This is a genomic window from Nonomuraea sp. NPDC005730, assembly GCF_040630865.1.
Classification (GTDB): Bacteria; Actinomycetota; Actinomycetes; order Streptosporangiales; family Streptosporangiaceae; genus Nonomuraea.
Genome location: NZ_JBEXYK010000049.1, coordinates 48,621 through 70,765, shown reverse-complemented (window position 1 = coordinate 70,765; position 22,145 = coordinate 48,621). Strand labels below are relative to the sequence as shown.

The following is a 22,145-nucleotide window of genomic DNA, read 5'->3' as shown; positions in this document are numbered from 1 at the left end:
AAGGGGCGAGCGTAGCGCTAGGGAATCAACAGCAACTTTCCGGTCGTACGCCGGGCGGCCAGGTCCTCGTGGGCCCGTCGCGACTCGGCCAGCGGGTAGCGCTCGGACACGTTGATCCTGAGCCGGCCCGAGGAGATCCAGCCGAACAGGTCGGCGGCCCGCCAGAGCAGCTCCTCGCGCTCGGCGACGTAATGGACGAGCGTGGGCCTGGTCAGGAAGAGCGAGCCGGCGCGGTTGAGCACCTGCGGATCGAACGGCGGGACCGGGCCGCTGGCCGCGCCGTAGAGGGCCATGAGCCCGCGCGGGCGCAGCGCCTCCAGGCCGCCGTCGAACGTCGTCCTGCCGACGCCGTCGTAGACGACGTGGATCCGGCCGCGCAGCGCGTCGGCGAACTCGTCGTAGCCCAGCACCTCGTCGGCCCCGGCCGCGCGGGCCAGCTTCTCCTTCTCCGGCGTGGAGACCGTGCTGTAGACCTTGGCGCCGCGCAGCTTGGCGACCTGGATCAGCAACTGGCCCATGCCGCCGGCGCCGGCGTGCACCAGCACCTGGTCACCCTCCTTGACCTCGTACGTCGAGTGGGTGAGGTAGTGGGCGGTCATGCCCTGGAGCATCGCCGCCGCCGCCAGCTCGGCGGGCACGCCTTCGGGCACCGGCACCAGCCGGTCGGCCGGCACCACGGCCTTCTCCGCGTAGCTCCCGAGCACACCGGCCCACGCCACGGTGTCGCCGACGGCCAACCCCTCCACCCCGGCGCCGACGGCCGAGACCACCCCGGCCCCCTCGGACCCGATCGGGGTCGGCACCGAGAGCGGGTAGGCGCCGGAACGGTGGTAGATGTCGATGAAGTTGACCCCGCTGGCCGCGACGTCGACCACGACCTCCCCGTCACCCGGCGCCGGATCGGGACGCTCGACGTATTCGAGAACCTCTGGACCGCCCTGGGCGGAGACGATGATGGCATGCATGCCCCCAGTCAACTCCGCCCCGGCGGCTCACCGCCACCCGGACCCACCGAGCCGCCAGGGGGATCCGGAGGGCCGGCAACGCCTGCCACAGACGCCGACCGCACCGCCCGCGGCTCACCGGCGGGATGCGGCCGTCACCGATCGGATGCGGCCGTCACAGGTCAGGTGCGGCGGCCACCGGCCGGGTGCGGCCGTCACTGGCCGGGTGCGGCCTAGGCGGGCAGGACGCGGGCCAGGGCCCCGGCTTCCAGGGCCACCCAGATCGCACCGTCGGCCCCGACCGTCAGCCCGTGCGGCTCGCTGCCATCGGCGGGGCCCGGCCCGCCCTGCCCGGCGGTCGCGGACGGCGGCACCGCGGACGGCGGCACCGGCACCGAGGGCAGCGGGTGCTCCTCGATCGCGCCGTCGACCGTGATGCGGCCGAGGCGCCCGGCGGCCCACTCGGTGAACCAGAGCGCGCCGTCGGGACCAGCCACGATGGCGTGCGGACGGCAGGCCCGATCGGGCAGCGGGAACTCGGTGATCTTCCCGGCCGGATCGATCCGGCCGACCTGCCCCGCACCGATCTCCACGAACCACACCGCCCCGTCGGGCCCGAGCGTGATGCCCACGGGGGCGGCCCCCTCGGTGGGCAGCGGATGCACGGTGACCTCCCCGGACAGCGAGATCCGGCCGACGGCGTGGCCCTGGTTGATCGAGAACCAGAGCGCGTCGTCGCCGCCCACCGTGATGAAGGCGGGCATGCCACCCTCCACCGGCACGTCGAAGTCGGAGCGCTCGCCGTCGGCGCCGATGCGCCCGATGCGCCCGCTGCCCATCTGGGTGAACCACATCGCCCCGTCGGGCCCGGCGACGATCCCGTACGGCGAGTCGGCCGCGTACGCGGTGACCTGGCCGTCGCCGGTGATGCGGCAGACCCGGCCACCCTTGCCCTCGGTGAACCACATCGCGCCGTCGTGGCCGGGCACGATCACGCCGGGCTGCCCGTCGGCCGGTTCGAGCTGGTGGATCACCGGCTCGTGCCCCGGCACCAGCCTGCCGACGCGGCCCTGGTGGACGAGCGTGAACCAGAGCGCGCCGTCGGCGGCGGTGGCCACGCCGTAGGGCGAGCCTGAAGAAATCATGGTCAACATATGTGTCCCCCTGTCAGTCGGATCTCGGTGCCCGTGAAACGGCGCCTCAGCGCGCGGTCGTGCGTGACCATGACCACCGCCCCCCGGTAGGCGGCGAGCGTGTGGTCGAGCTCGTCGGCCAGGACGGGCGACAGATGGTTGGTCGGTTCGTCGAGCAGCAGCAGGTCGTGCTCCCCGATGAGCAGCCTGGCCAGCGACAGCCGGCGCCGCTGGCCGACCGAGAGCTCGCCCACCCGCCGGCCGAGCACGTGCGCGGGGAAGAGGCCGGTGTCCAGCAGGGCCGCGCGCCGCTCGTCGGCGTAGCCGTCGTGCCCGAACGCGGCGAGCACGGCCAGGCCGGGGTCGAGGTCGTCGTCCTGGGCGAGGTGGCCGGCCCGGCATCCGGCACGCTCGGCCAGAACCCGCAGCAACGTGGACTTGCCCGCCCCGTTGGGCCCGCTCACCAGCACCCGCTCGCCCGGCCGGACGGTCAGCGACCCGACGTGGAGCCGGTCGCCGACGTGGACGTCACGCAGCTCCACCAGGGCCGCGGGCGTGGCCGGACCGTCGCTCATCGGACCGTAGTTCACCGGACTGTCGTTCACCGGACCGTCGTTCACCGGACTGTCGTTCACCGGACTGTCGTTCATCGGACCGTCGCCCGCCGGAGCGGGAGTGCGGAAGGCGGCCCGGAAGCGGAGCGGGGCCGGCGGGCGGGGGACCGGGTCGTCCTCCAGGCGGCGCAGGCGCTCGTGGGCGTTGCGCACGCGGGCGGCCACGGAGCTCTGGACGCGGCCCGCGTTGCGGTCGTAGGCCATCTTGTTGTTGTCCTTCATGGCCCGCCCGGCCGCCACGCGGTGGGCGGTGGTGGCGGCGTGCTCGCGCACCTGCCGGACCTCCTCGCGCCAGGCCGTGTACGCCTGCTCCCACCGCGCCCGCGCCGCCGCCTTGGCGGTCAGGTAGCCGCTGTACCCGCCGCCGAACCGGGTGACGGCGCCCTCCTCGACCTCCAGGACGGCGGTGGCCACCCGGTCGAGGAAGACCCGGTCGTGGGAGACCACGACCACGGGCCCCCGGTGACCGCGCAGCCGCTCTTCGAGCCAGGTCAGCGCCGGCTCGTCGAGGTGGTTGGTCGGCTCGTCGAGCAGCAGCGTGGCGGGGTCGGCGGCCAGCACGCAGGCCAGGCCCAGCCGGGCGCGCTCGCCGCCCGACAGGCTCGACAACATCCGGTCGCGGGCGACGTGCGCCAGGCCGAGGCCGTGGAGGGCCTTGTCGATGCGCGCGTCGGCCTGGTAGCCGCCGCGGGCCTCGTAGGCGGTCAGCAGCTCGCCGTATTCGCCCATGACGTCGTCGGTGAGCGCGGACTCCAGCTCGCGCAGCCTTCGCTCCATGGCCCGCAGGCCGGCGAGCGCGTGGTCGACCGCCTGCTGGACGGTGTGGCCAGGCGGCAGGTCGAGCGTCTGGCCGAGGTGGCCGACGTCGCCGGTGACATCGGCGGTGACGCCGCCGGTGACATCACCGGTGACCTCGCCTGGGACGCCGCCTGGGACGCCGCCTTCGCCGCCGGTGACGGTGATCTCGCCGTCGTCGGGCTGTTCGACGCCCGCCAGCAGCCGGAGCAGGGTGGACTTGCCGGAGCCGTTCTCGCCGACGACGGCCACGCGCTCGCCGGGGCCCACGGACAGGGACACATCGGTGAGCACGACGCGGTCGCCGTACGACTTGCTGAGCCTTCGAACGTTGATCAGGATGGAACTCCAATCGCAACTGTTGTAGCGTTAGTTTGGCACAGGCGAAGCCGCAAACGCAACTGGAGTAGTTTTTGGAACCGAACAGACGTCCGGGAGGGCGCAGCGCGCGGGTGCGCGACGCCGTGCGCCAGGCGACCCTGGCCGAGCTGGCTGCCCATGGCTTCCGCGGCCTGACGGTCGAGAACGTGGCCGAGCGGTCGGGCGTGCACAAGACCACCGTCTACCGGCGGTGGGGCAGTGTGGAGGGCCTGATCTCCGACGCCCTGGAGCTGGCCAAGGACGAGCCGTGGCCGATCCCCGACACCGGCAGCGTCGAGGGCGACCTGCGGGCGATCGTCCAGCTCGTCCGGGGTGGGTTCGCCGACCCGGAGATGGGGCCGGTGTCGTCGGCGTTCGTGGCGGCGGCCGTCCAGAACCCGGAGGCGGCGCGGGCCCTGCACGAGTTCTTCACCGCCCGGCACGACCAGTCGGCCGAGGTCGTGCGGCGCGCGATCGCCCGCGGCGAGCTGCCCGACGTCGTCGACGTGCGGGAGGTGATCAGGGTGGCCGTCGCCCCGGTGTACTACCGGCTGTTCGTCGCGCACGAGCCGGTGAGCGAGCGGGACGCCGACCGCGCCGCCGACGCCGCCCTGGCCGCCGCCCGCGCCGGGATCCTCTGAGAACCCCGATCAGAGCGGCGGCCGCGAAGAAGCGACCAACGAAAGCGCCGCGCAGAGGCAGCCACGGAGAAGCGACCAACGAAAGCGGCCGCGAAGAAGCAGCCACGGAGAAGCAGCGGAAGCGGCCGCGGAGAGGTGGCCGACGCAAGCGGCCGCCCGGAAGAGGCGGCCGCGGGGCTGGTCAGTGGCGCCGGGTGCGGAACCGGTCGAGGAAACGCCGGGCCTTCTCCTGGTTCTGCGGGTCTCGGGCCATGCGCTTGGCCTTCTCGACGGTCTGCCTGCCTTCAGGGCTGCGCAGGTACGCGCGCACCCGGTCCATGAGCTTCGCCATCCACACCCCCTACCCCGATGGCCGCCGGGAACGCGGGCCCGCCCGTCTAAGGCTCCTTCTGCCCCCGCAGCTCGAAGTCGTCGAACGTCATCTTCAGCAACGACTGGGTGTCCTTGGGCGTACGCGCGAACACCCCGACGTACCCGTTGCCGAGCCCGTTGGGGTCGTCGGCCTGCTGCACCCGCTTGTCGTTCACCCACATCGTCAGCCGCACCCCGGTGCCGCGCTGCTCGCACGAGGCCACGATGCGCATCCGGCCCTCCGGCTTGGCCACCTTGGCGGGCTGGGTCAGCGTGCCGCCCGCGCCGTCGTACACGCGGCGGATCCGCGCGTTCCCCTCGGTGTCGAGGCCGAACTCGTAGTAGGTGTCGTCATCGTCGGAGTTGTGGCAGTAGAGGCCGTACTCGCCGTTGCCCGCGTACTCCCCGACCTCGGCGGTGACGCCGACGACCACCGACGACGGCAACATCGGCGTGGGCGTGGCCGAGGGGTCGGGGGTGTTGGTGGGCGTGGCGATGAGGAACGGGATGGGCGCCTTGGCCCGCTGCTCCTCGCGGCCGTCCTCGACGTCGAGCCCGTACGTGCCGTCCGTGCGGTAGCCCTTGCTGCCCGTGGCGTCGGGGTCGTACGTGCCGAGCCAGCCGCCGGAGGTCTGCGTGAAGTCCTCGCGGTACAGGACGCCCAGGTCGTCGGGCGGCCCGCCCGGGGTGAGCATCGCCCAGGCGGTCACCGAGCCGGCCACGAGCACCGCCGCGGCGGCCGCGCCGATCCCGAGCAGCCTGCCGCGCCGCTTCGCCGCCGTGGGCCGGGCCTCGGTGAACGGGGTGGTGGCGTGCTGCCAGGCCACCTGCACGGTGTGCGCCGCCTGCTCGGGCGCGGCCGAGCGGCCCACGAGGTGGTCGAGGAGCTGCTGCGCGGTGGGCCGTGCGGCCGGGTCCTTGCGCAGCGCGGCCCCGACCAGCTCGCGCAGGCCGGGATCGACGTCGTCGAGGCCGGGCTCGGTGTTGAGCACCTGGTAGACGATGGCGGGCAGCGTGTCGCCGCCGAACGGCGCCCGCCCGCTCGCCGCGTACGCGACCAGGCAGCCCCACGAGAACACGTCGCAGGCGGGCGAGACCGGCTCGCCGCGCAGCACCTCGGGGGCCATGTACCGGGGCGTGCCGACCAGCTCGCCGGTGCCGGTGACGCCGCCCAGCGTGTCGAGCGCCCGCGCGATGCCGAAGTCGATCACGCGCGGCCCGACGGGGGACAGCAGCACGTTCGACGGCTTGAGGTCACGGTGGACCACCCCGGCGCCGTGGATGGCGGTGAGCGCGGTGGCCACGCTGACGGCCAGCGCGTCGAGGCTGGACCCGCGCAGCGGCCCCGACTGGCGTACGGCCTCCTCCAGATTGGGGCCGGGCACGTACTCGGTGACCACGTAGAGCAGGTCGCCGTCGAGCGCGGCCTCGATCACCGCGGCGGTGCAGAACCTGCGGACTCGGCGAGCGGCGTCGGCCTCCCGGCGGAAGCGCATCCGGAACTGCTCGTGCTGACTGAGCTCCGGATTGATCACCTTGATGGCGACCCGCTGTCCGGCGGGATCCTCGGCGAGATGGACCGTGCCCATGCCGCCCCGCCCGAGCACGCTCAGCAGCCGGTAGCGCCCGATCTGGGATATATCACCGCTCACGGCGGCCCAGCTTACCGATTCGCGGCTATCCGCCGCAGAACTCGCACGCGATGCGCGTACGCCGCGCGTACGACCAGGCCGCCACGGCCATCCCGGCGCCCCACACCACGTACCCGGGCACGGCCACCCAGAAGAACGCCTCGGGCAGGTCGCCCCCGGAGAACGGCACGCCCCCGCTGAGCCGTTCGGCGGCCATCTGCCCCAGCGCCACCCCGAAGTAGGCCAGCAGCCCGCCGGACACCCCCACCCCCGGCCACAACACCAGCCGGCGCGGCACCGGACGCCCGGCCAGCCACGGCACCCATCCCGGCCACACCCGCCCGAACCGGTGGACGAGCGCCAGCGGCAGCAGCGTCCCGGCGAGCAGGAACTGCACCTCGAACGCCACCGCCCCGGCACGGTACGGCACGACGTCGAACCCGACGGCCGCCTGCGCCGCGATCCGCGCCAGGCAGCCGGCCACGGAGACGTAGGCCGCGGCGAAGGCCCACCCCGGCGTACGGGCGAGCACCCGGGACGACCGCCGCCCGCACGCCGCGCAGGCCCCCGCGGCCCGCCGCCGGTAGGCCGCGGCGGACCGCCAGAGCAGCACCCCCGAGCCCACGCAGGCCGCCTTGCTGAGCGCCCCCGCCCACGAGAACGGGATGCCGAGCCCCGGCACGACCATGGACACCACGTCGAGCAGCAGCAGCGCCCCCGACACGATGAGCGCGCCGCCCACCGCCCACGCCAGCGCAGGCGGCGCCCACCCCAGCGGGCCGTCCGGGTGCACGGCCATCATGACGACCAGCGCCGCCGCGGCCGCCGCGCACAGGCCCACCGCCGCCCAGCCGGTGAACACGATCAGGTCGGACCCGATCGGCGACATGCGCTCCGGCATGTGGCCGAGCTCCCAGTAGACGCGCAGGCCGCCGTAGAGGACGACCAGCGCGAGCGCGACGGCGGGCGTCCTGACAACTTTCATCTCCGGGCTCATGACCGGCATCCTGCCGACGCCCGCGGGCCCGTCCCTCCCCTGCGGGAGGCGGGCTCATCCCCCGTGCGGGGGAGCGCCGCCCAGCCCGGCCCGCACCCTGGCCAGCCCGTGTACGGGGTCCACCACCAGCACGCGGCAGCCCGCGGCGGTGGCCGCGGCGACGCCCGCCGGGCTGTCCTCGACCGCCACGCACCGCGCCGGGGCCACCCGCAGCCTGCGGGCCGCCTCCAGGTACGGATCCGGGTGCGGCTTGCCCCGGGCGGTGTCCTCGTCGGCGATCACCAGGTCGAACGCGTGCCCGAGCCTCGGCAGCACCAGCTCCACGATGCCGCGGGGGGAGGCGGTCACCAGTGCGGTCGGGACGCCCGCCGCGGCCAGCTCGGCCAGCAGCTCCGGCGCCCCCGGCACGACCGTCAGGCCCGTCCTGACGCGCTCGGCGAACGCCTCGGTGAGCGCGCTCGCCACCCCGTCCGCGCTCACCCCGCCGACCCCGTCCACCAGGTACGCGGCCGTGTCGCCCACCGTGCGGCCCGTCACGTGCGGCGCGTCGGCGGCCGTCAGCGCGCGGCCCAGCGACCCGGCCACCGAAGCCGCGGCCTGCCACCAGAGCCCTTCGGTGTCCACCAGCGTGCCGTCCATGTCGAACAGGACCGCGTCCGGCGTGCCGTCCATGTCGGACAGGACCGCGTCGGACAGGACCGCGTCGGACAGGACCGCGTCGGCCGGCCTCTCAGGCATCGGCCGACAACGCCGGCGCCGGCGCCGTCACCGTACGGGCGGCCACCAGCACCGGGCGCTCCACCAGCCGGACCGTGACGCGGGCCCCCGCCCCCAGCCGGGCCGCCTCGTGCCCCGGCACGTCGGCCAGCACCTCGCCGCCCGCCAGCGACAGCCGCAGCCGCACCGAGGCCCCCCGGAAGGACGCGGCCAGCACCTCGGCGCCGCCGTCCGGGTCGGGCGTGACCCGGACGGCCTCGGGCCGGATCAGCACGTCCACGTCGGGTTCGGCGGGCGCCGGGCCGTCCACGGGAAGGAGCTGGCCGAGCACGGTGACGCCGTCCCCGGACAGCCGCCCGGCCAGGTGGTTCATGGCGCCGACGAACTCGGCGACGAACGGCGTGGCCGGGCGGTCGTAGACCTCGGCGGGCGGCCCGCACTGCTCCAGCCGTCCCTCGCGCAGCACCGCGACCCGGTCGGCGATCGACAGGGCCTCCTCCTGGTCGTGGGTGACGAAGACGGTGGTGATGCCGAGGTCGAGCTGCAGCCGGCGGATCTCCTCGCGCAACGTCACCCGTACCTTGGCGTCGAGCGCCGACAGCGGCTCGTCGAGCAGCAGCACGCGCGGTTCGAGCGCGAGCGCGCGGGCCAGGGCGACGCGCTGCTGCTGGCCGCCGGAGAGCTGGTGCGGGAAACGGTCGGCGTGCGTGGGGAGGCCGACGAGTTCGAGCAGCTCGGCGGCCCTGGCGTGCCGGACGGCCGCGGGCGCCTTGCGTACGCGCAGGCCGAAGGCCACGTTGTCGCGGGCGTTGAGGTTGGGGAAGAGCGAGTAGGACTGGAAGACCATCCCGGCGTCGCGCTTGTTGGCGGGCACGTTCGTGATGTCCTTGCCGTCCAGCAGCACCGCGCCGGAGTCGGGCCGCTCGAACCCGGCCACGCAGCGCAGCGCCGTCGTCTTGCCGCAGCCCGACGGCCCCAGCAGGGCCACGAACTCGCCGGGGGCGATGGTCAGGTCGAACCCGTCGAGCGCGACCGTCCTGCCGAACACCCGGCGCAGCCCGCGGAACTCCACCGCAGCGGTCATGATTTCTTCCTTCCACTGAAGACGGTGGAGACGGCGAGCAGCAACGCCCAGATGAGCAGCAGGCTGAGGATGGAGACGGCGACGGACAGCTGCCCCTTGGAGCCGGACACGGTCACGATCCAGACCGCGAACGGCTCGTAGCCGAGCAGGCTGGCCACCGTGTACTCGCCCAGCACCAGCGCGAGCGTCAGGAACGACGCGCTGGCCAGGGCCGAGCGCAGGTTCGGCACCACGACCCGCAGCAGCACGTGCGGCCAGGACGCGCCCAGGTTCCGGGCGGCCTCGACCAGCGTGCGCACGTCCATGGTGCGCAGCCCGGCGTCCAGCGAGCGGTAGACGAACGGCAGCACCAGCACGACGTACGCGAGTACGAGCACGACGGGGAACCCGGGGTCCTGGATCGCGATCAGCGTGCCCCAGAACGGCGTCGGCGCCAGGATGTCGGCCCCGTCACGCAACGAGGTCGTCAGCCCGGCCACGAACGTGATCGGCGGCACCACCAGCGGCAGCGTGCACAGCACCTCCATCACCGGCCGCAGCCGCGGCGCGAACAGCCGTACGGCCAGCATCGCCGGCAACGCCAGCAGCAGGACCAGCACGATCGTCGCGGCGGCCAGCGACAGCGACAGCAGCAGCGAGCGCGCGAAGCCCTCGGCCGTCAGCAGCTCGCCGTAGGCGGAGAACGACACCCCGGTGGCCGGGTTGTGGACCGTGTACCAGAGCGAGGCCCCGAGCGGGATCAGGAAGTAGGCCGCGGCCAGGGCGAACACCAGGCCGCGCCACCAGCGGGGCCGGGCGGGCGGTTTCACCGCCGCCGCGGCGACGGGCTCCAGCCCGGTCAGCGCAGCCATCGGGAGCTCCTCCTCTGCAGCGGCAGGTAGATCGCCATCACCAGCCCGGCCACCACGATCATGTCCAGGCTGAGCGCCAGCGCGATGTTCTCGTAGCCGACCAGCACGTCACCGGTCAGCGCACTGGCGATCTTCAGGGTGACCAGCGGCACGACGGTGCCCACCATGGCGTTCGCGGTCGCGTACGCCGAGAACGCCGACCCGAACAGCAGCACCACCCCGCCCAGCATCGCGGGCGCGAGCACCGGCAGCGCGACGAGGCGCCAGTAGTGCCAGGCGGTCGCGCCGCTGTTGGCGGCGGCCTCGCGCCACTGGGGCCGCAGCCCGTCCAGCGCGGGCGCCATGACCAGCACCATCAGCGGGATCGCGAAGTACAGGTAGACGATCACCAGCCCCCAGAACGTGTACAACGACCCCGAGGGCAGCCCCACCAGGCCGCTGATCACGCCCGAGTTGCCCAGCGTGGCGATCCAGAAGAACGCCAGCGGCACCCCGCCGAAGTTGGCCAGCACGCCCGAGGCGGTCAGCACGGCCTCGCGCAGCAGCGTGAAGCGCGAGGTCACCACGGCGTAGGCGAGGAACGTGCCGAGGACGGCCCCGGCCAGCGCCACCACGGCCGACAGCTTGACGCTCCCGGCCATGGCGACGAGGTAGCCGCCCTGGAGGCTCTGCGCGACGTTGGCCAGGCTCGGCCGTCCCTGCACGGTGAAGGCCCCCGCCACCAGCGCGACCGCCGGGACCCCGAAGACGAGGGCGAAGAAGGCCAGCAGGGGCAGGGCGCCGGCCCAGCCCCTGGAACGCGGGCGGGTCATCCCGAGATCGCGGCGTCCCAGCCGCTGGCCAGCTTGGCCTTGGCCGCGTCGACCTGCTCGGGCGTGGGGAACTCGGGCGTGCCCTCGACCTGGGGCAGCTTCGCGGCCAGCGCCTTGTCCACCGTGCCGTCGGAGGTCATGGACGGCAGCAGCACCGGACGGGCGAAGCCCTTGAGGTAGAGGTTCTGGCCCTCGGCGCTGTAGAGGTACTCCTGCCACAGCCTGGCCGCCGCCGGGTGCGGGGCGTCCTTGTTGACGGCCTGGGCGTACATCTGGAAGTACTTGCCGTCGGTCGGCACGTTCACCTTCCAGTCGAGGCCCTTGGCGGCCATCTGGGGGGCGTAGGCGGCGTTGTTGTAGTCCCAGTCGATGCTGATCTGGGTCTCGCCCTTCTCGATGGTCGCCGGGGTCGTCTCGACCGGGTTGTAGTTGCCGGCGTCCTTGAGCTTCTTGAAGAAGTCGATGCCGGGCTGGATGTCGTCGAAGGAGCCGCCGCTGGCGATCGCGGCGGCGTACACGCCGGCGAAGGCCGAGCCGGACTTGGTCGGGTTGCCGTTCATCGCGACCTTGCCCTTGTACTCGGGCTTGAGCAGGTCGGCGTAGCTGGTCGGGCAGTTGGCGATCTTCTTGGCGTCGCAGCCGATCGAGACGTAGCCGCCGTAGTCGTTGGTCCAGAGCCCGGTCGGCTCCTTCTGACCCTCGGGGATCTTGTCGAACGACTGCACCTTGTACGGCGCGAACAGCCCTTCCTTGGCGCCGCTGATCGCGAACGACTGGCCGAGGTCGAGCACGTCGGGGGCGCGGTCCTGGCCCTTGCGGGTCTTGACGGCGTTGATCTCGTCCGCGCTGGCCGCGTCGGGCGTCTCGCTCTCGATCTTGATGCCGTACTTGGCCTCGAACGACTTGATGATCTCGCCGTAGTTGGCCCAGTCGGGCGGGAGCGCGATGACGTGGAGGTTGCCCTCCTTCTTGGCGGCCTCGACGAGCTTGTCGAAGCCGCCGAAGTCGGCGGCGGATGCGGCGGTCGCCGCGTTCGCCCCGCCTTCGGCCGTCTTGGTGGTCTGCTGGCTGCTCGGGGCGGCGCCACACGCCGCGGTGACAACGGTAAGGGCCGCGATGACGCCGGCCGTACGGGCGCGAGGTGTGAACACGTCGCCTCCACTCTCCGGGGGGTGTGGAAAGAACTTAAGGGAACTTGTACAAACAAGCGAGCACCAGTAAGTCGCATAAACATTGCTCTTTCGTGAATGGAGAAGGTCGCGAATGGTTGCGCGCTATGAACGGATAGCCGCTGAGCTGCGTGATGACATCCTGGCGGGCGCGTACCCGGTCGGCTCCCAGCTCCCGAGCGAGGCCGAGCTGGCCACCCGGCACGGGGCGGCGCGCGGGACCGTGCGGCAGGCGGTGGCCGTGCTGGTCGCCGAGGGGCTGGTGGGGTCGAGGCAGGGCGCCAGGCGCATCGTGCTCGGCAACGCGCGCAGCCAGAGCTTCGCCGAGCTGCACAGCTTCGCCCAGTGGGCCAGGGCCAACGGCTACCGCATCGGCGGTCAGGTGATCTCCCAGCGCCGCCGGGCCGCCACCGCGCCCGAGTCCGCCAGGTTCGGCGGGGGCGAGGTGCTGGAGGTGTTGCGCCTGCGCTCGCTGGAGGGCGAGCCCGTCCTGGTCGAGCGGACCGTCTACGCCGAGTGGGTGGCCTCCGCCGTCGAGGCGCTGCCCGCCGACTGCGCGTCCGTCACCGAGGCCCTGTACGAGTCCGTCGGCCTGATCTTCGCCTACGGCGAGCACCTCATCGACGCCGTGCCCGCCGGAGCCGGGGACGCCCGGCTGCTGGGCGTGCGGCGCGGCAGCCCGCTCCTGCGCCAGCGCCGCGTCACCACCACCCATGAGGGCCGCCCGGTGGAGTCCTCCGACGACCGGTACCGGGCGGGCAGCGTCACCTTCAGCATCCGCAACTCGATCGGCGCCAACCCCCTGACGCGGCGGGCGGGCGACTTGCGCTTCGGGCCGTAAGAACATATGTTCGATACATAAGCGCCCGTCTTCCCCCGGGTGGCTCAGCAAAGGAACCAGAGCCGCGGGGAGAAGCGTCTTGAGCAGACTCTATGGCGATCCGATAGAGGTGTGGACCAGAGACGGCGAGCCGACCCAGTTCGTCTGGCGCGACCGGCTCTATCTCGTCCGCGACGTGCTCGACCACTGGGTCGTGGCGCGCGAGTGGTGGAAGACCGGCGAGGGCGACCCCGGCGAGCGCCGCTTCTGGCGGGTGGAGGCGAGCCCGGGGCGCCAGGTCGGCTCGTACGAGCTGCGCTACGACACCGCCGGCGACGGCTGGCTGCTGCTGCGGGCGTGGGACTGATGGCGCCCCCGTTCCCGCACCTCGACGTGGCCTCGGCCTACTCCATGAGGTACGGCACCGCCTTCCCGCACGCCCTGGTGGAACGGGCCGCCGAACACGGCATGGACATCCTCGCGCTGACCGACCGCGACGGGCTCTACGGCGCGGTCAAGCACGTCCAGGCGTGCGCGGACGCCGGGATCGCCCCCGTGGTCGGCGTGAACCTGGCGCTCGACGTCCCGGCCGTCACGCCCGCGCCGGGCCTGCGCGCGCCGCGGCCCACGAACGGGCCCAGGAAGGGGCCCGGCGCCGAGGACCGGGTCACCGTGCTGGCCCGCTCCGGCGGCTGGTCGCGGCTGTGCCGCCTGGTCACCGCCGCGCACGCCGCGGGCGAGCGTGGCGCGCCCAAGGTGACCCGCGAGCTGGTCGGCGCCTGGGCCGGGGCGGCGGGCGGCGACCACGGGTTCGGCGCCGAGGACGGGCTCGTGGTGCTGCTCGGGCCGCGCTCCGACGTCGGCCGCGCGATCGCCGAACGCCGCGACGAGCAGGCCAGGACGCTGCTCGGCCGGTGGCGCGCCGCCGTCCCCGGCGTGGTGATCGAACTGGTCGACCAGTACGGCTTCCGCGACGCCACCACGGCCGTCCGCATGCTCGGCCTGGCCGAGTCCGCCGGCGTGCCGGCCGTGCTGACCAACGCCGCCCGCTACCTCGACCCGGCCGACCACCAGGTCGGCGACGTGCTCGACGCGGCCCGCCGGCTCGTCCCGCTGCACCCCAGGCACCTGGAGGGCGGCACCTCGCACGCCTACCTCAAGAGCACCAAGGAGATGTGGCAGGTGGCGGCCAAGGTCTGCGGCGCCGACCAGGAGCGGGTGGCCCGGCTGCTGTTCACCACCAGGCGCCTGGCCGAGGCGTGCTCGATGGACCCGCTGCGGCTGCTCGCGCTCAGGAACGACCCGCCCGACCTCAACCTGCCCGAGGTCGGCCGCGACCCGGTGCCGCTGCTGCGCAACCGCGTCGAGGACGGCCTGGTCAGGCGCGGCCTCGACCGCTCGGCGGAGGCCAGGGACCGCCTGCGGGCCGAGCTGGACGTCATCGAGCGCAAACGCCTGTCCGGCTACTTCATCGCCGTGGCCGGCATCACCGACATGATCCGCGGCATGGACATCCGCTGCGCCATCCGCGGCTCGGGCGCCGGCAGCCTGGTCAACTACCTCATCGGCATCGGCGAGGTGAACCCGCTCGACCACGGCCTGCTCATGGAGCGTTTCCTGGCGGAGGGCCGCGTCGGCCTGCCCGACATCGACGTGGACGTGGAGTCGGCCCGCCGGCTCGACTGCTACAAGGCCATCTTCGAACGCTACGGCGAGGCCCGCGTGGCCTGCGTGTCCATGATGGAGACCTACCGGGCGCGCAGCGCCATCAGGGACGTCGCCGGCGCGATGGGCCTGCCGCCGCACGAGATCGACGCCATCGCCAAGGCGTTCCCGCACATCAGGGCCAGGCAGATCACCGCGTCCCTGGCCGACCTGCCCGAGCTGCGCGAGAGCCGGCTCGGCGAGGCCGGGCTCGACCGGGTGTTCCGGCTGGCCGAGAAGCTCGACGGCCTGCCCAGGCACATCGCGCTGCACCCGTGCGGCGTGCTGGTCGGCAACTCGGGCCTGCGCGACAGGACGCCGGTGGAACGCAGCCTGCTGGAGTTCCCGATGTCCCAGTTCGACAAGGACGACGTGGAGGAGGCCGGCCTGCTCAAGCTGGACGTGCTGGGCGTGCGGATGCAGTCGGCCATGGCGTACGCGCTGAGCGAGGTCAAACGCGTGGACGACATCGAGGTCAGGCTGGACGAGCAGGCCGGCGACGACCCCGGCGTCGAGTACGTCCCGCACGACGACCAGGAGACCTACGACATGATCTGCGCCAGCCGCACGCTCGGCTGCTTCCAGATCGAGTCGCCGGGCCAGCGGGAGCTGGTGGCCAAGCTGGAGCCGCGCCGGATGCACGACCTGATCGTGGACATCTCCCTGTTCCGGCCGGGGCCGGTCAACTCCGACATGGTCACCCCGTACCTGGAGGCCAGGCACGGGTGGCGGCAGCCGTACTACCCGCACGCCCGGCTGCGCGAGGCGCTGAAGGAGACGCACGGCGTGGTCGTCTTCCACGAGCAGGTGCTGAAGATCATCTCGGTGATGACGGGACGCGACCTGTCCTTCGCCGAGACCCTGCGGCGCACCCTCGGCACGCCGGAGGGCCGGGACCGGGTGCGCAAGGCGTTCGTGCCGCTTGCCAGGGCCCACGGGTTCGGCGACGCGGCGGTGGAGCGGGCCTGGAAGGTGCTCGACGCGTTCGGCGCCTTCGGGTTCTGCAAGGCGCACGCGGCGGCGTTCGCGCTGCCCACCTACCAGTCGGCCTGGCTCAAGCGGCACCACACGGCGGCGTTCTTCGCCGGGGTGCTCACCCACGACCCCGGCATGTACCCGTCGCGCGTCATCATCGACGAGGCCCGGCAGTGCGGGGTCGAGATCCTGCCGCTCGACGTCAACGGGTCCGGGAAGGACTGGCGGGTGGAACGGCTCGGCCCGCGCCCGCCGCTGCGGCTGCGGGTGAGCCCGTCGGAGCTGGGGGAGGAGCGGCGTCCGGTGCGGCAGGAGTTCAGGATCGGGGAGATCGGCCGCGGTTACGCGCTGCGGGTGCCGTTCTCGGCGATCAAGGGGGTGAGCGAGGCCGAGGTCGAGCGCATGGTGGCCGGGCAGCCGTACACGTCGCTGGCCGACTTCTGGGACCGGGCCAGGCCCTCGCGCCCGACCATCGAGCGCATCGTCCAGGTCGGCGGCCTCGACGCGCTGCACGGCCTGCGTCCCGGCGGCCCCCGCTGGCGTCCGGGTGAGCTGACCCGGCGCGACCTGATCGCCCAGGTGGGGGCGCTGGAGCGGGCGTCGTCGATCGGCGTGCGCTCGGCCGCGCCCCGGTCCAGGCGCTACACCGCGGCACCGCCGCGTCCCCGGGCCGAGCAGCCGTCCACGCAGCTGCCGCTCGGCTTCGGCGAGCACCTGCCGCCCGGCGAGCTGCCCGAGATGACGGAGACGGAGATGGTCGAGGCCGAGCTGGAGATCCTCGGCATCGACGTCAGCCGGCACGTCATCAGCTTCCACGACGAGCTGCTCGACGCGCTCGGGGTGGTGCGCTCCAAGGACCTGCTCGCCCAGCGCAACGGCGCGGAGGTGCTGGTCGCGGGGGTGAAGGTGGCCACTCAGACGCCCGCCGTGCGTTCGGGGCAGCGGGTCATCTTCACCACTCTCGACGACTCGACGGGGCCGGTCGACCTGACGTTCTTCGAGTCGGTGCAGGGCAGGTGCGCGGCGACGGTGTTCGGCTCGTGGCTCATGCTGGCCAGGGGAGTGGTCCGCCGTACGGGGGCCCGCGCGGTCTCCATGCGCGCCGTCGACTGCTGGAACCTCACCGACCTGGACGCGCTGTGGCGCGCGGAGGGCGTCGAGGCGGTCCGCGCCCTGCTCGACCGGGCCCCCGAAGAGCGGCCCGGCGTCGGCGGACGCAGGATCGAGTACGCCAACGGCTTCCGGCTCTCGCCCTACTCCGACCTCGGCCCCGCCATCGCCGCCCCGCCCCGGCAGCTCTGGCACGCCAGCCCCGGCAGCTCCGGCCCGACGGCGGCCTGACCCTGTGCCCGGCCCCCGGGCGGTCGCTAGCCGGTGTGGCCGAACGGGGCCGAGCCCTGGGCGGGCCGGGTGGTCAGCCGGGTCACGACCTCGGGGCCGGGCGCGGACTCGGCGACCGCCTCGCGCAGCCGCCCGGCCACGTCGAGCCGCTGGACGCGGGTGACCTCGCGGACGGTGGCGGCGCACAGCAGGGCCGCCACCGCCGCGCCGCCCAGCTCCAGCACCCCCACCCCGGTCAGCCCGTCGGAGGAGGACTCCAGCGGGAGGCGGACCGTGACCAGCGTCAGCATGCCCAGCCAGCTCAGCCACCACGCCGCCAGCAGCACGAGCCACCGCCCGCGCCGCCCCGACGGCGGCTTGGCCCGCCGCCACACGTCGTCGACCAGCAGCGCGGGCGCGACCAGGTTGACGACGGGGATCAGCCAGGCGGCCGCGACCGGCCCGGTGGGGCTGGAACGGTCCTTCACCTGACGGGCCCGTACGATCCAGGTGACGTAGGCGGCCCCGGCGGCGACGGAGGTGCCCGCGACCAGCATCATCAGCACCGCGAACATCGTCACCGCCCCCACGACCGCCTCCGCCTGCGCCCCCTGGGGACGGCCGCCGAACGCGGCGAGCTGGACGGCGAGATGACGGCCGCGGGACTGCTCGAAGACCACGAGGGCGCCCAGGGAGAGGACCTGCGCGGCAAGCGTCACATATACGGCGGAAGCTGCTTTGGTTGGCGGTGCCTGGGCGTAGCGCACGATGTTCTCCCCCCGGGCCATGCGCTGAGGTTCTGACTCACTTGTATCCCGTGAGCACCGCTGTTAATCAGCTCACCACGCCGGATTCCCACGCCCAAGCCGCGATTCCCACTCGATTGCGGACACCGAGTTTCGCCTGGATGCTGCCCAGGTGCGTCTTCACCGTCGACAGTGACACGAACAGCTCGGCGGCCACCTCCTGGTTGGTGCGTCCCCTGGCGACCAGGCGCACGACGTCGAGCTCGCGGTCGGTCAGTGGGCCGTTCGGCGGCTCGGCCGCCCGCCTGGGCTGGGTCAGGTGCTGCAGCAGCCGTACGGTGACCGACGGCGACACCAGCGCGTCGCCCCCGGCGGCGGCCCTGACCGCCTCGATGAGCAGCGTGGGGCCGCTGTCCTTGAGCAGGAAGCCGGTGGCCCCGGCGCGCAGCGCGCCGTAGACGTACTCGTCGAGGTCGAAGGTGGTGACGATGACCACCCGCATCGGGTTCTCCACGCCCGGCCCGGCCAGCACGCGGGTCACCTCCAGCCCGTCGAGCTTGGGCATCCTGATGTCGAGCAGGCACACGTCAGGCCGCAGCCGCCTGGCCTCGGCCACAGCCTCGGCGCCGTCGGCCACGGCGGCCACGACCTCCATGTCCGGTTGAGCGTCCAAGATCATTTGGAAGCCGGTGCGCACCAGCTGCTGGTCGTCGGCGATGAGAACCCGAATAGTCACGGCTCAACTCTAAGGATCAGCCGTTCGGCCGAGGCCGAAATGGACGCACGGCCGATCCGCCGCCACCCCCCGCCACGGAAGGGTGGAGGCCATGAACGACGTGCTTGTTGGACGAGCCCTGGCCAAGCGGTTCGGGCAGACGGTCGCCCTGGGCGGCGTGGACATCACGGTACGGGCGGGAGAGGCCGTGGCCATCATGGGCCCGAGCGGTTCCGGCAAGTCGACCCTCCTCCACTGCCTGGCCGGGATCATGAAGCCGGACGACGGCGAGGTCCACCTGCTGGGCCAGCGCATCGACGCCATGGGCGAGCGCCAGCGCAGCGCCCTGCGCCGCACCCGCTTCGGCTTCGTCTTCCAGTTCGGCCAGCTCCTGCCGGAGCTGCCCGCCGAGGAGAACGTGGCGCTCCCGCTCATGCTGGGCGGCGTGCCGCGCGCCCAGGCCGTACGGCAGGCCCGCGAGTGGTTCCCGCTGCTCGGCCTGCACCAGATGGAGACCCGGCGGCCCGGCGAGCTGTCCGGCGGCCAGGCCCAGCGCGTGGCCATCGCCAGGGCGCTGGTGAGCAAGCCCGCCGTGGTCTTCGCCGACGAGCCGACCGGCGCGCTCGACCAGCAGACCGGCCAGGACACCATGCGCCTGCTCACCGAGGCGACCAGGCACAACGGGGCCTGCCTGATCGTCGTCACGCACGACCCCAACGTGGCCGCCTGGTGCGACCGCACGGTCGAGGTCCGCGACGGCCGCCTGCTCGCCCACGGGGTGACCGCGTGAACCTCGACCTGACCTGGCGGCTGCTCAAGGGCGGCGGCCGCAGGGGCATGCTGGGCACCTGGCTCACCTTCGGCGCGGTCGCGGTGGCCACGGGGCTGCTGCTGTTCGCCGTCGCCGCGAACGTCGCCTTCGACGCCAGGGCCGACCGCAGCGCCTGGCGCAACCCCGTGGCGGCGGCCCAGAAGGACGCGGTGGCCGTCGAGGCGACCCGCTTCGACTACGTGGGCGACCAGACGATCACCGTCGTCGACCTGGCCGCGCTCAAGCCGGGGGCGCCCGCCCCGCCCGGCATGCCGCGCTTCCCGGCCCCCGGCGAGGTGTGGCTGTCGCCCGCCCTGTCCGAGCTGGCCGCCAGGTTGCCCGCCGACCGGCTGGCCAAGCGCTACCCGGCGCCGAAGGGCGTGCTGGGCGATGAGGCGCTGGTCCAGCCCGAGGAACTGGTCGCGGTGGTCGGCCACGCGCCGGACTCGCCCGCGATGACCGCCGAGCGCAGCGACGACTGGATCCTCGGCAAGCCGCCGGTCAAGATCGCGACCCTGGCGGGCACGCCCAGCGAGGACGCCGAGGCGTACCAGGTGCTGGCGCTGATCGCCAGCGTGCTCATGGTGGTGCCGCTGCTGGTGTTCGGCGGCGCGGCGGCCCGGCTCACCGTCGCCCGGCGCGACCAGCGGCTGGCCGCGCTCAGGCTGATCGGCGCGACGCCGGGCCAGGTGGTCGGCATGACGGTGGCCGAGGCCGTGCTGGTGGCCTTCGCCGGAGCCCTGGCCGGGGCCGTGGCGTTCGGGGCGGCCGTGCCGCTGCTGGCGCGCATCCCGATCCAGGGCGGCACCTGGTTCGTCGCGGACCTGTTCCCGAACCTGCTGGTCCTGGCCGGCGTGCTGGTCGCGGTGCCGCTGCTGGTGGGGCTGTCGGCGGTGGTCGGGCTGCGCCGGGTCGTGGTCAGCCCGCTCGGCGTGGCCAAGCGGGAGACGCCGCCCGGCATGCGGTTCGTCCGCGTGCTCGCGCTGCTCGCGGTGCTGGCCGTGTTCCCGCTGCTCACCAGGGGGACCAGCGTGGCGCTCGTGGCCGTGGCGCTCGGGCTGGCGTTCCTGTGCCTGAACCTGGCCGGACCGTGGGTGGTCGGCCTCATCGGCAAGGTCGCGGCCGGGACCGCGCGAAGGCCCGCGCGGCTGCTGGCGGCCCGCAGGCTGGTGGACGATCCGCGCTCGGCCTGGCGGACCGTCAGCGGCGTGGCCCTGACCGGCTTCGTGGCCGGGTTCCTCGGCCTGCTCAGTCCCGGCGCGTTCGGCGGGGACGCCGGGCCCGCCCAGCTCAGCGTCGTGGCGCCGGTGGGCGAGGCGTCGAAGGTGGCCGACCAGGCCCGCGACCGGCTCGGGCGGGCGGGCATCACGGCCACGGTGAAGACCGTCAAGCACACCGTGGTCGCGGCGCTCGGCAGCGGCGCCGACGACGTCGTGGTCGACCGGGCGCGTACCGCGCTGAGCGACCTCGTGCCGGGGCGCACCCCGACGACGAAGGCCGACGACCAGCGCTTCGGCCTGCTGCTCCTGGCCGACGTGCGGGTGGGCACGATCGTGGTGCTGTCGGTGTCGTTCCTGGTGGCGATCGCCAGCGCGGGCATCACCGCGGCGTCGTCGGTGCTGGACCGGCGGCAGACGTACGCGCTGCTGCGGCTGGCGGGCACGCCCCTGGAGGTCCTGGACCGGGCCCGGCGGGCCGAGACGCTGATCCCGATGGCCGTGATGGGCGGCGGTGCGATCCTGGTGGGCGCGTTCTGCGCGATGCCGTTCATGATCGGTGGAGTGAGCACGACCGGCGTGGTCACGCTGCTGGTCTGCGTGGGCGCCGGCTTCGCGGGCGTGATCGGCGCGGGCGCGCTGAGCAGGCCGCTGCTGCGCTCGGTGACCGACGACCCGGCGCCCCGGCCGGACTGACCGCCCGGCCCGGCACGGATCAGCCGGGCACGGATCAGCCCAGCACGAGGTCGCGGACCGTGCGCAGCGACTGCTCGTCGCGCGGTCCCATCACCAGCAGGCTGGTGACCGGGCTCTTGTGCCACAGTTCGAGCCGTTCCCTGATCCGGCCGGGCGGGCCGACGAGCGAGATGCCGTCGGCCAGCTCGTCGGGGATCGCCCGGAACGCCTCGTCCTTGCGGCCGGCCAGGTAGAGCGCCTGGATGTGCTCGGCCGCTGCGGCGAAGCCCATGCGGCCGATGATGTCGGCGTGGAAGTTGCGCTGCTTGGCGCCCATGCCGCCGATGTAGAGCGTGAGCATCATCTTGACGCCGTCGAGGGCGGCCCTGACGTCGTCGGAGATGACGACCATCACCATGGCGGCGATCTCGAAGCCGGGGTCGCGGCCCGCCAGCGCGTCGCCGTACATCTCCTCGATCCTGCCGGGGAAGGCGAACAGCGGCAGCCAGCCCTGCGCGATCTCGGCGGCCAGGGCGACGTTCTTCGGGCCCTCCGCGCCGAGGTAGACGGGGATGTCGCGGCGCAGCGGGTGGGTGATGAGCTTGAGCGGCTTGCCCAGGCCGCCCGCCAGGGGCAGCGGGTAGTGGTCGCCGTCGCTGGTCACGGGCTCCTCGCGGCGCCACACGCGGCGCATGATCTCGACGTACTCGCGGGTCCTGGCCAGGGGTCTGGCGAACGGCTGCCCGTACCAGCCCTCGACGACCTGCGGGCCGGAGGCGCCGATGCCGAGCAGCAGCCGGCCGCCGGTCAGGTGGTCGAGCGTCATCGCGGTCATCGCGGTCGTGACCGGCGGGCGGGCCGAGATCTGCGCCACCGACGTGCCCAGCTTGATCCGGCCCGTACGCGCCCCGTACCAGGCCAGCGGGGTGAACACGTCGCTGCCGTACGCCTCGGCGGTCCACACCGAGTCGTAGCCGAGGCGTTCGGCGGCGAGGACGGTCTCCGTGGCGTCGTCGGCGCCGCGCTGCCAGTAGCCGAGGTTCAGGCCGAGCTTCATACGCAC

General features: G+C 73.5%; 20 protein-coding genes. 6 read left to right on the top strand and 14 right to left on the bottom strand.

Going from position 1 to position 22,145, the window contains the following annotated elements; genetic code table 11:
• Nucleotides 1-17: 17 nt before the first annotated feature.
• The 3 genes from ABZ444_RS37540 to ABZ444_RS37530 all read right to left on the bottom strand — a co-directional run bounded on the left by ABZ444_RS37540 (nt 18) and on the right by ABZ444_RS37530 (nt 3,780).
• On the bottom strand, nt 18-965 hold the full coding sequence (locus tag ABZ444_RS37540; protein WP_358007789.1) for a quinone oxidoreductase: 948 nt from the start codon (nt 963-965) through the stop codon (nt 18-20).
• A gap of 212 nt (nt 966-1,177) precedes the next feature.
• The gene (locus tag ABZ444_RS37535; protein WP_358007786.1) at nt 1,178-2,098 is read right to left on the bottom strand and encodes a virginiamycin B lyase; all 921 of its coding nucleotides are present in this window, start codon (nt 2,096-2,098) and stop codon (nt 1,178-1,180) included.
• On the bottom strand, nt 2,092-3,780 hold the full coding sequence (locus ABZ444_RS37530) for an ABC-F family ATP-binding cassette domain-containing protein (RefSeq protein ID WP_358007783.1): 1,689 nt from the start codon (nt 3,778-3,780) through the stop codon (nt 2,092-2,094). The genes ABZ444_RS37535 and ABZ444_RS37530 overlap by 7 nt, the downstream gene beginning before the upstream one ends.
• A gap of 119 nt (nt 3,781-3,899) precedes the next feature.
• Here ABZ444_RS37530 and ABZ444_RS37525 point away from each other — a divergent pair, with 119 nt between their 5' ends.
• Complete coding sequence (locus ABZ444_RS37525; RefSeq protein WP_358007780.1) at nt 3,900-4,487, top strand: TetR/AcrR family transcriptional regulator; 588 nt, start codon at nt 3,900-3,902, stop codon at nt 4,485-4,487.
• 181 nt (nt 4,488-4,668) lie between these two features.
• Here ABZ444_RS37525 and ABZ444_RS37520 read toward each other — a convergent pair whose 3' ends face one another.
• The 8 genes from ABZ444_RS37520 to ABZ444_RS37485 are packed head-to-tail and all read right to left on the bottom strand — an operon-like array spanning nt 4,669 to nt 12,081.
• Nucleotides 4,669-4,818: a hypothetical protein gene (locus ABZ444_RS37520; RefSeq protein WP_352360647.1), complete on the bottom strand. Its 150-nt coding sequence runs from the start codon at nt 4,816-4,818 to the stop codon at nt 4,669-4,671.
• Between the two features lie 46 nt (nt 4,819-4,864).
• Nucleotides 4,865-6,490 carry a serine/threonine-protein kinase gene (locus ABZ444_RS37515; RefSeq protein ID WP_358007777.1) on the bottom strand — a complete coding sequence of 542 codons (1,626 nt, stop codon included), beginning with the start codon at nt 6,488-6,490 and terminating at the stop codon, nt 4,865-4,867.
• A 25-nt stretch (nt 6,491-6,515) separates the two neighbouring features.
• A complete protein-coding gene (locus tag ABZ444_RS37510; protein ID WP_358007774.1) occupies nt 6,516-7,466 on the bottom strand; it encodes a hypothetical protein in 951 nt (316 codons plus the stop codon).
• A gap of 54 nt (nt 7,467-7,520) precedes the next feature.
• Entirely contained in the window at nt 7,521-8,204 is a 684-nt protein-coding gene (locus ABZ444_RS37505) for an HAD family phosphatase (RefSeq protein ID WP_358007771.1), read from the bottom strand.
• Nucleotides 8,197-9,267 carry an ABC transporter ATP-binding protein gene (locus ABZ444_RS37500; RefSeq protein WP_358007768.1) on the bottom strand — a complete coding sequence of 357 codons (1,071 nt, stop codon included), beginning with the start codon at nt 9,265-9,267 and terminating at the stop codon, nt 8,197-8,199. The genes ABZ444_RS37505 and ABZ444_RS37500 overlap by 8 nt, the downstream gene beginning before the upstream one ends.
• Nucleotides 9,264-10,118: an ABC transporter permease subunit gene (locus ABZ444_RS37495; protein ID WP_358007765.1), complete on the bottom strand. Its 855-nt coding sequence runs from the start codon at nt 10,116-10,118 to the stop codon at nt 9,264-9,266. The genes ABZ444_RS37500 and ABZ444_RS37495 overlap by 4 nt, the downstream gene beginning before the upstream one ends.
• Nucleotides 10,106-10,930, bottom strand: a complete 825-nt coding sequence (locus tag ABZ444_RS37490; RefSeq protein ID WP_357980760.1) for an ABC transporter permease — start codon at nt 10,928-10,930, stop codon at nt 10,106-10,108. Before ABZ444_RS37490 ends, ABZ444_RS37495 begins: the two co-directional genes overlap by 13 nt.
• On the bottom strand, nt 10,927-12,081 hold the full coding sequence (locus tag ABZ444_RS37485; protein WP_358007763.1) for an ABC transporter substrate-binding protein: 1,155 nt from the start codon (nt 12,079-12,081) through the stop codon (nt 10,927-10,929). Before ABZ444_RS37485 ends, ABZ444_RS37490 begins: the two co-directional genes overlap by 4 nt.
• A 112-nt stretch (nt 12,082-12,193) precedes the next feature.
• Here ABZ444_RS37485 and ABZ444_RS37480 point away from each other — a divergent pair, with 112 nt between their 5' ends.
• From ABZ444_RS37480 to dnaE, 3 genes are all read left to right on the top strand, one after another.
• A complete protein-coding gene (locus ABZ444_RS37480; RefSeq protein ID WP_358007761.1) occupies nt 12,194-12,940 on the top strand; it encodes a GntR family transcriptional regulator in 747 nt (248 codons plus the stop codon).
• A 79-nt stretch (nt 12,941-13,019) separates the two neighbouring features.
• Nucleotides 13,020-13,286, top strand: coding sequence for a DUF6504 family protein (locus ABZ444_RS37475; RefSeq protein WP_357980751.1), 267 nt, complete (start codon nt 13,020-13,022; stop codon nt 13,284-13,286).
• Nucleotides 13,286-16,939, top strand: a complete 3,654-nt coding sequence (gene dnaE / locus ABZ444_RS37470) for a DNA polymerase III subunit alpha (RefSeq protein WP_358007758.1) — start codon at nt 13,286-13,288, stop codon at nt 16,937-16,939. Before ABZ444_RS37475 ends, dnaE begins: the two co-directional genes overlap by 1 nt.
• A gap of 26 nt (nt 16,940-16,965) precedes the next feature.
• On the opposite strand, the gene ABZ444_RS37465 is transcribed toward dnaE, so the two are convergent.
• A complete protein-coding gene (locus ABZ444_RS37465; protein WP_358007755.1) occupies nt 16,966-17,637 on the bottom strand; it encodes a DUF4328 domain-containing protein in 672 nt (223 codons plus the stop codon).
• A 115-nt stretch (nt 17,638-17,752) separates the two neighbouring features.
• Nucleotides 17,753-18,400 carry a response regulator transcription factor gene (locus ABZ444_RS37460; RefSeq protein WP_352323489.1) on the bottom strand — a complete coding sequence of 216 codons (648 nt, stop codon included), beginning with the start codon at nt 18,398-18,400 and terminating at the stop codon, nt 17,753-17,755.
• Between the two features lie 91 nt (nt 18,401-18,491).
• Here ABZ444_RS37460 and ABZ444_RS37455 point away from each other — a divergent pair, with 91 nt between their 5' ends.
• Both ABZ444_RS37455 and ABZ444_RS37450 read left to right on the top strand, forming a co-directional pair.
• Nucleotides 18,492-19,169 (top strand): ABC transporter ATP-binding protein, encoded by a 678-nt coding sequence (locus ABZ444_RS37455; protein WP_352323488.1) that lies wholly within the window; start codon nt 18,492-18,494, stop codon nt 19,167-19,169.
• On the top strand, nt 19,166-21,103 hold the full coding sequence (locus ABZ444_RS37450) for an FtsX-like permease family protein (RefSeq protein ID WP_358007751.1): 1,938 nt from the start codon (nt 19,166-19,168) through the stop codon (nt 21,101-21,103). Before ABZ444_RS37455 ends, ABZ444_RS37450 begins: the two co-directional genes overlap by 4 nt.
• Before the next feature lie 34 nt (nt 21,104-21,137).
• Here the strand turns inward: ABZ444_RS37450 and ABZ444_RS37445 are convergent, their stop codons facing one another.
• Nucleotides 21,138-22,139: an LLM class F420-dependent oxidoreductase gene (locus ABZ444_RS37445; RefSeq protein WP_358007748.1), complete on the bottom strand. Its 1,002-nt coding sequence runs from the start codon at nt 22,137-22,139 to the stop codon at nt 21,138-21,140.
• Between the last annotated feature and the right edge of the window lie 6 nt (nt 22,140-22,145).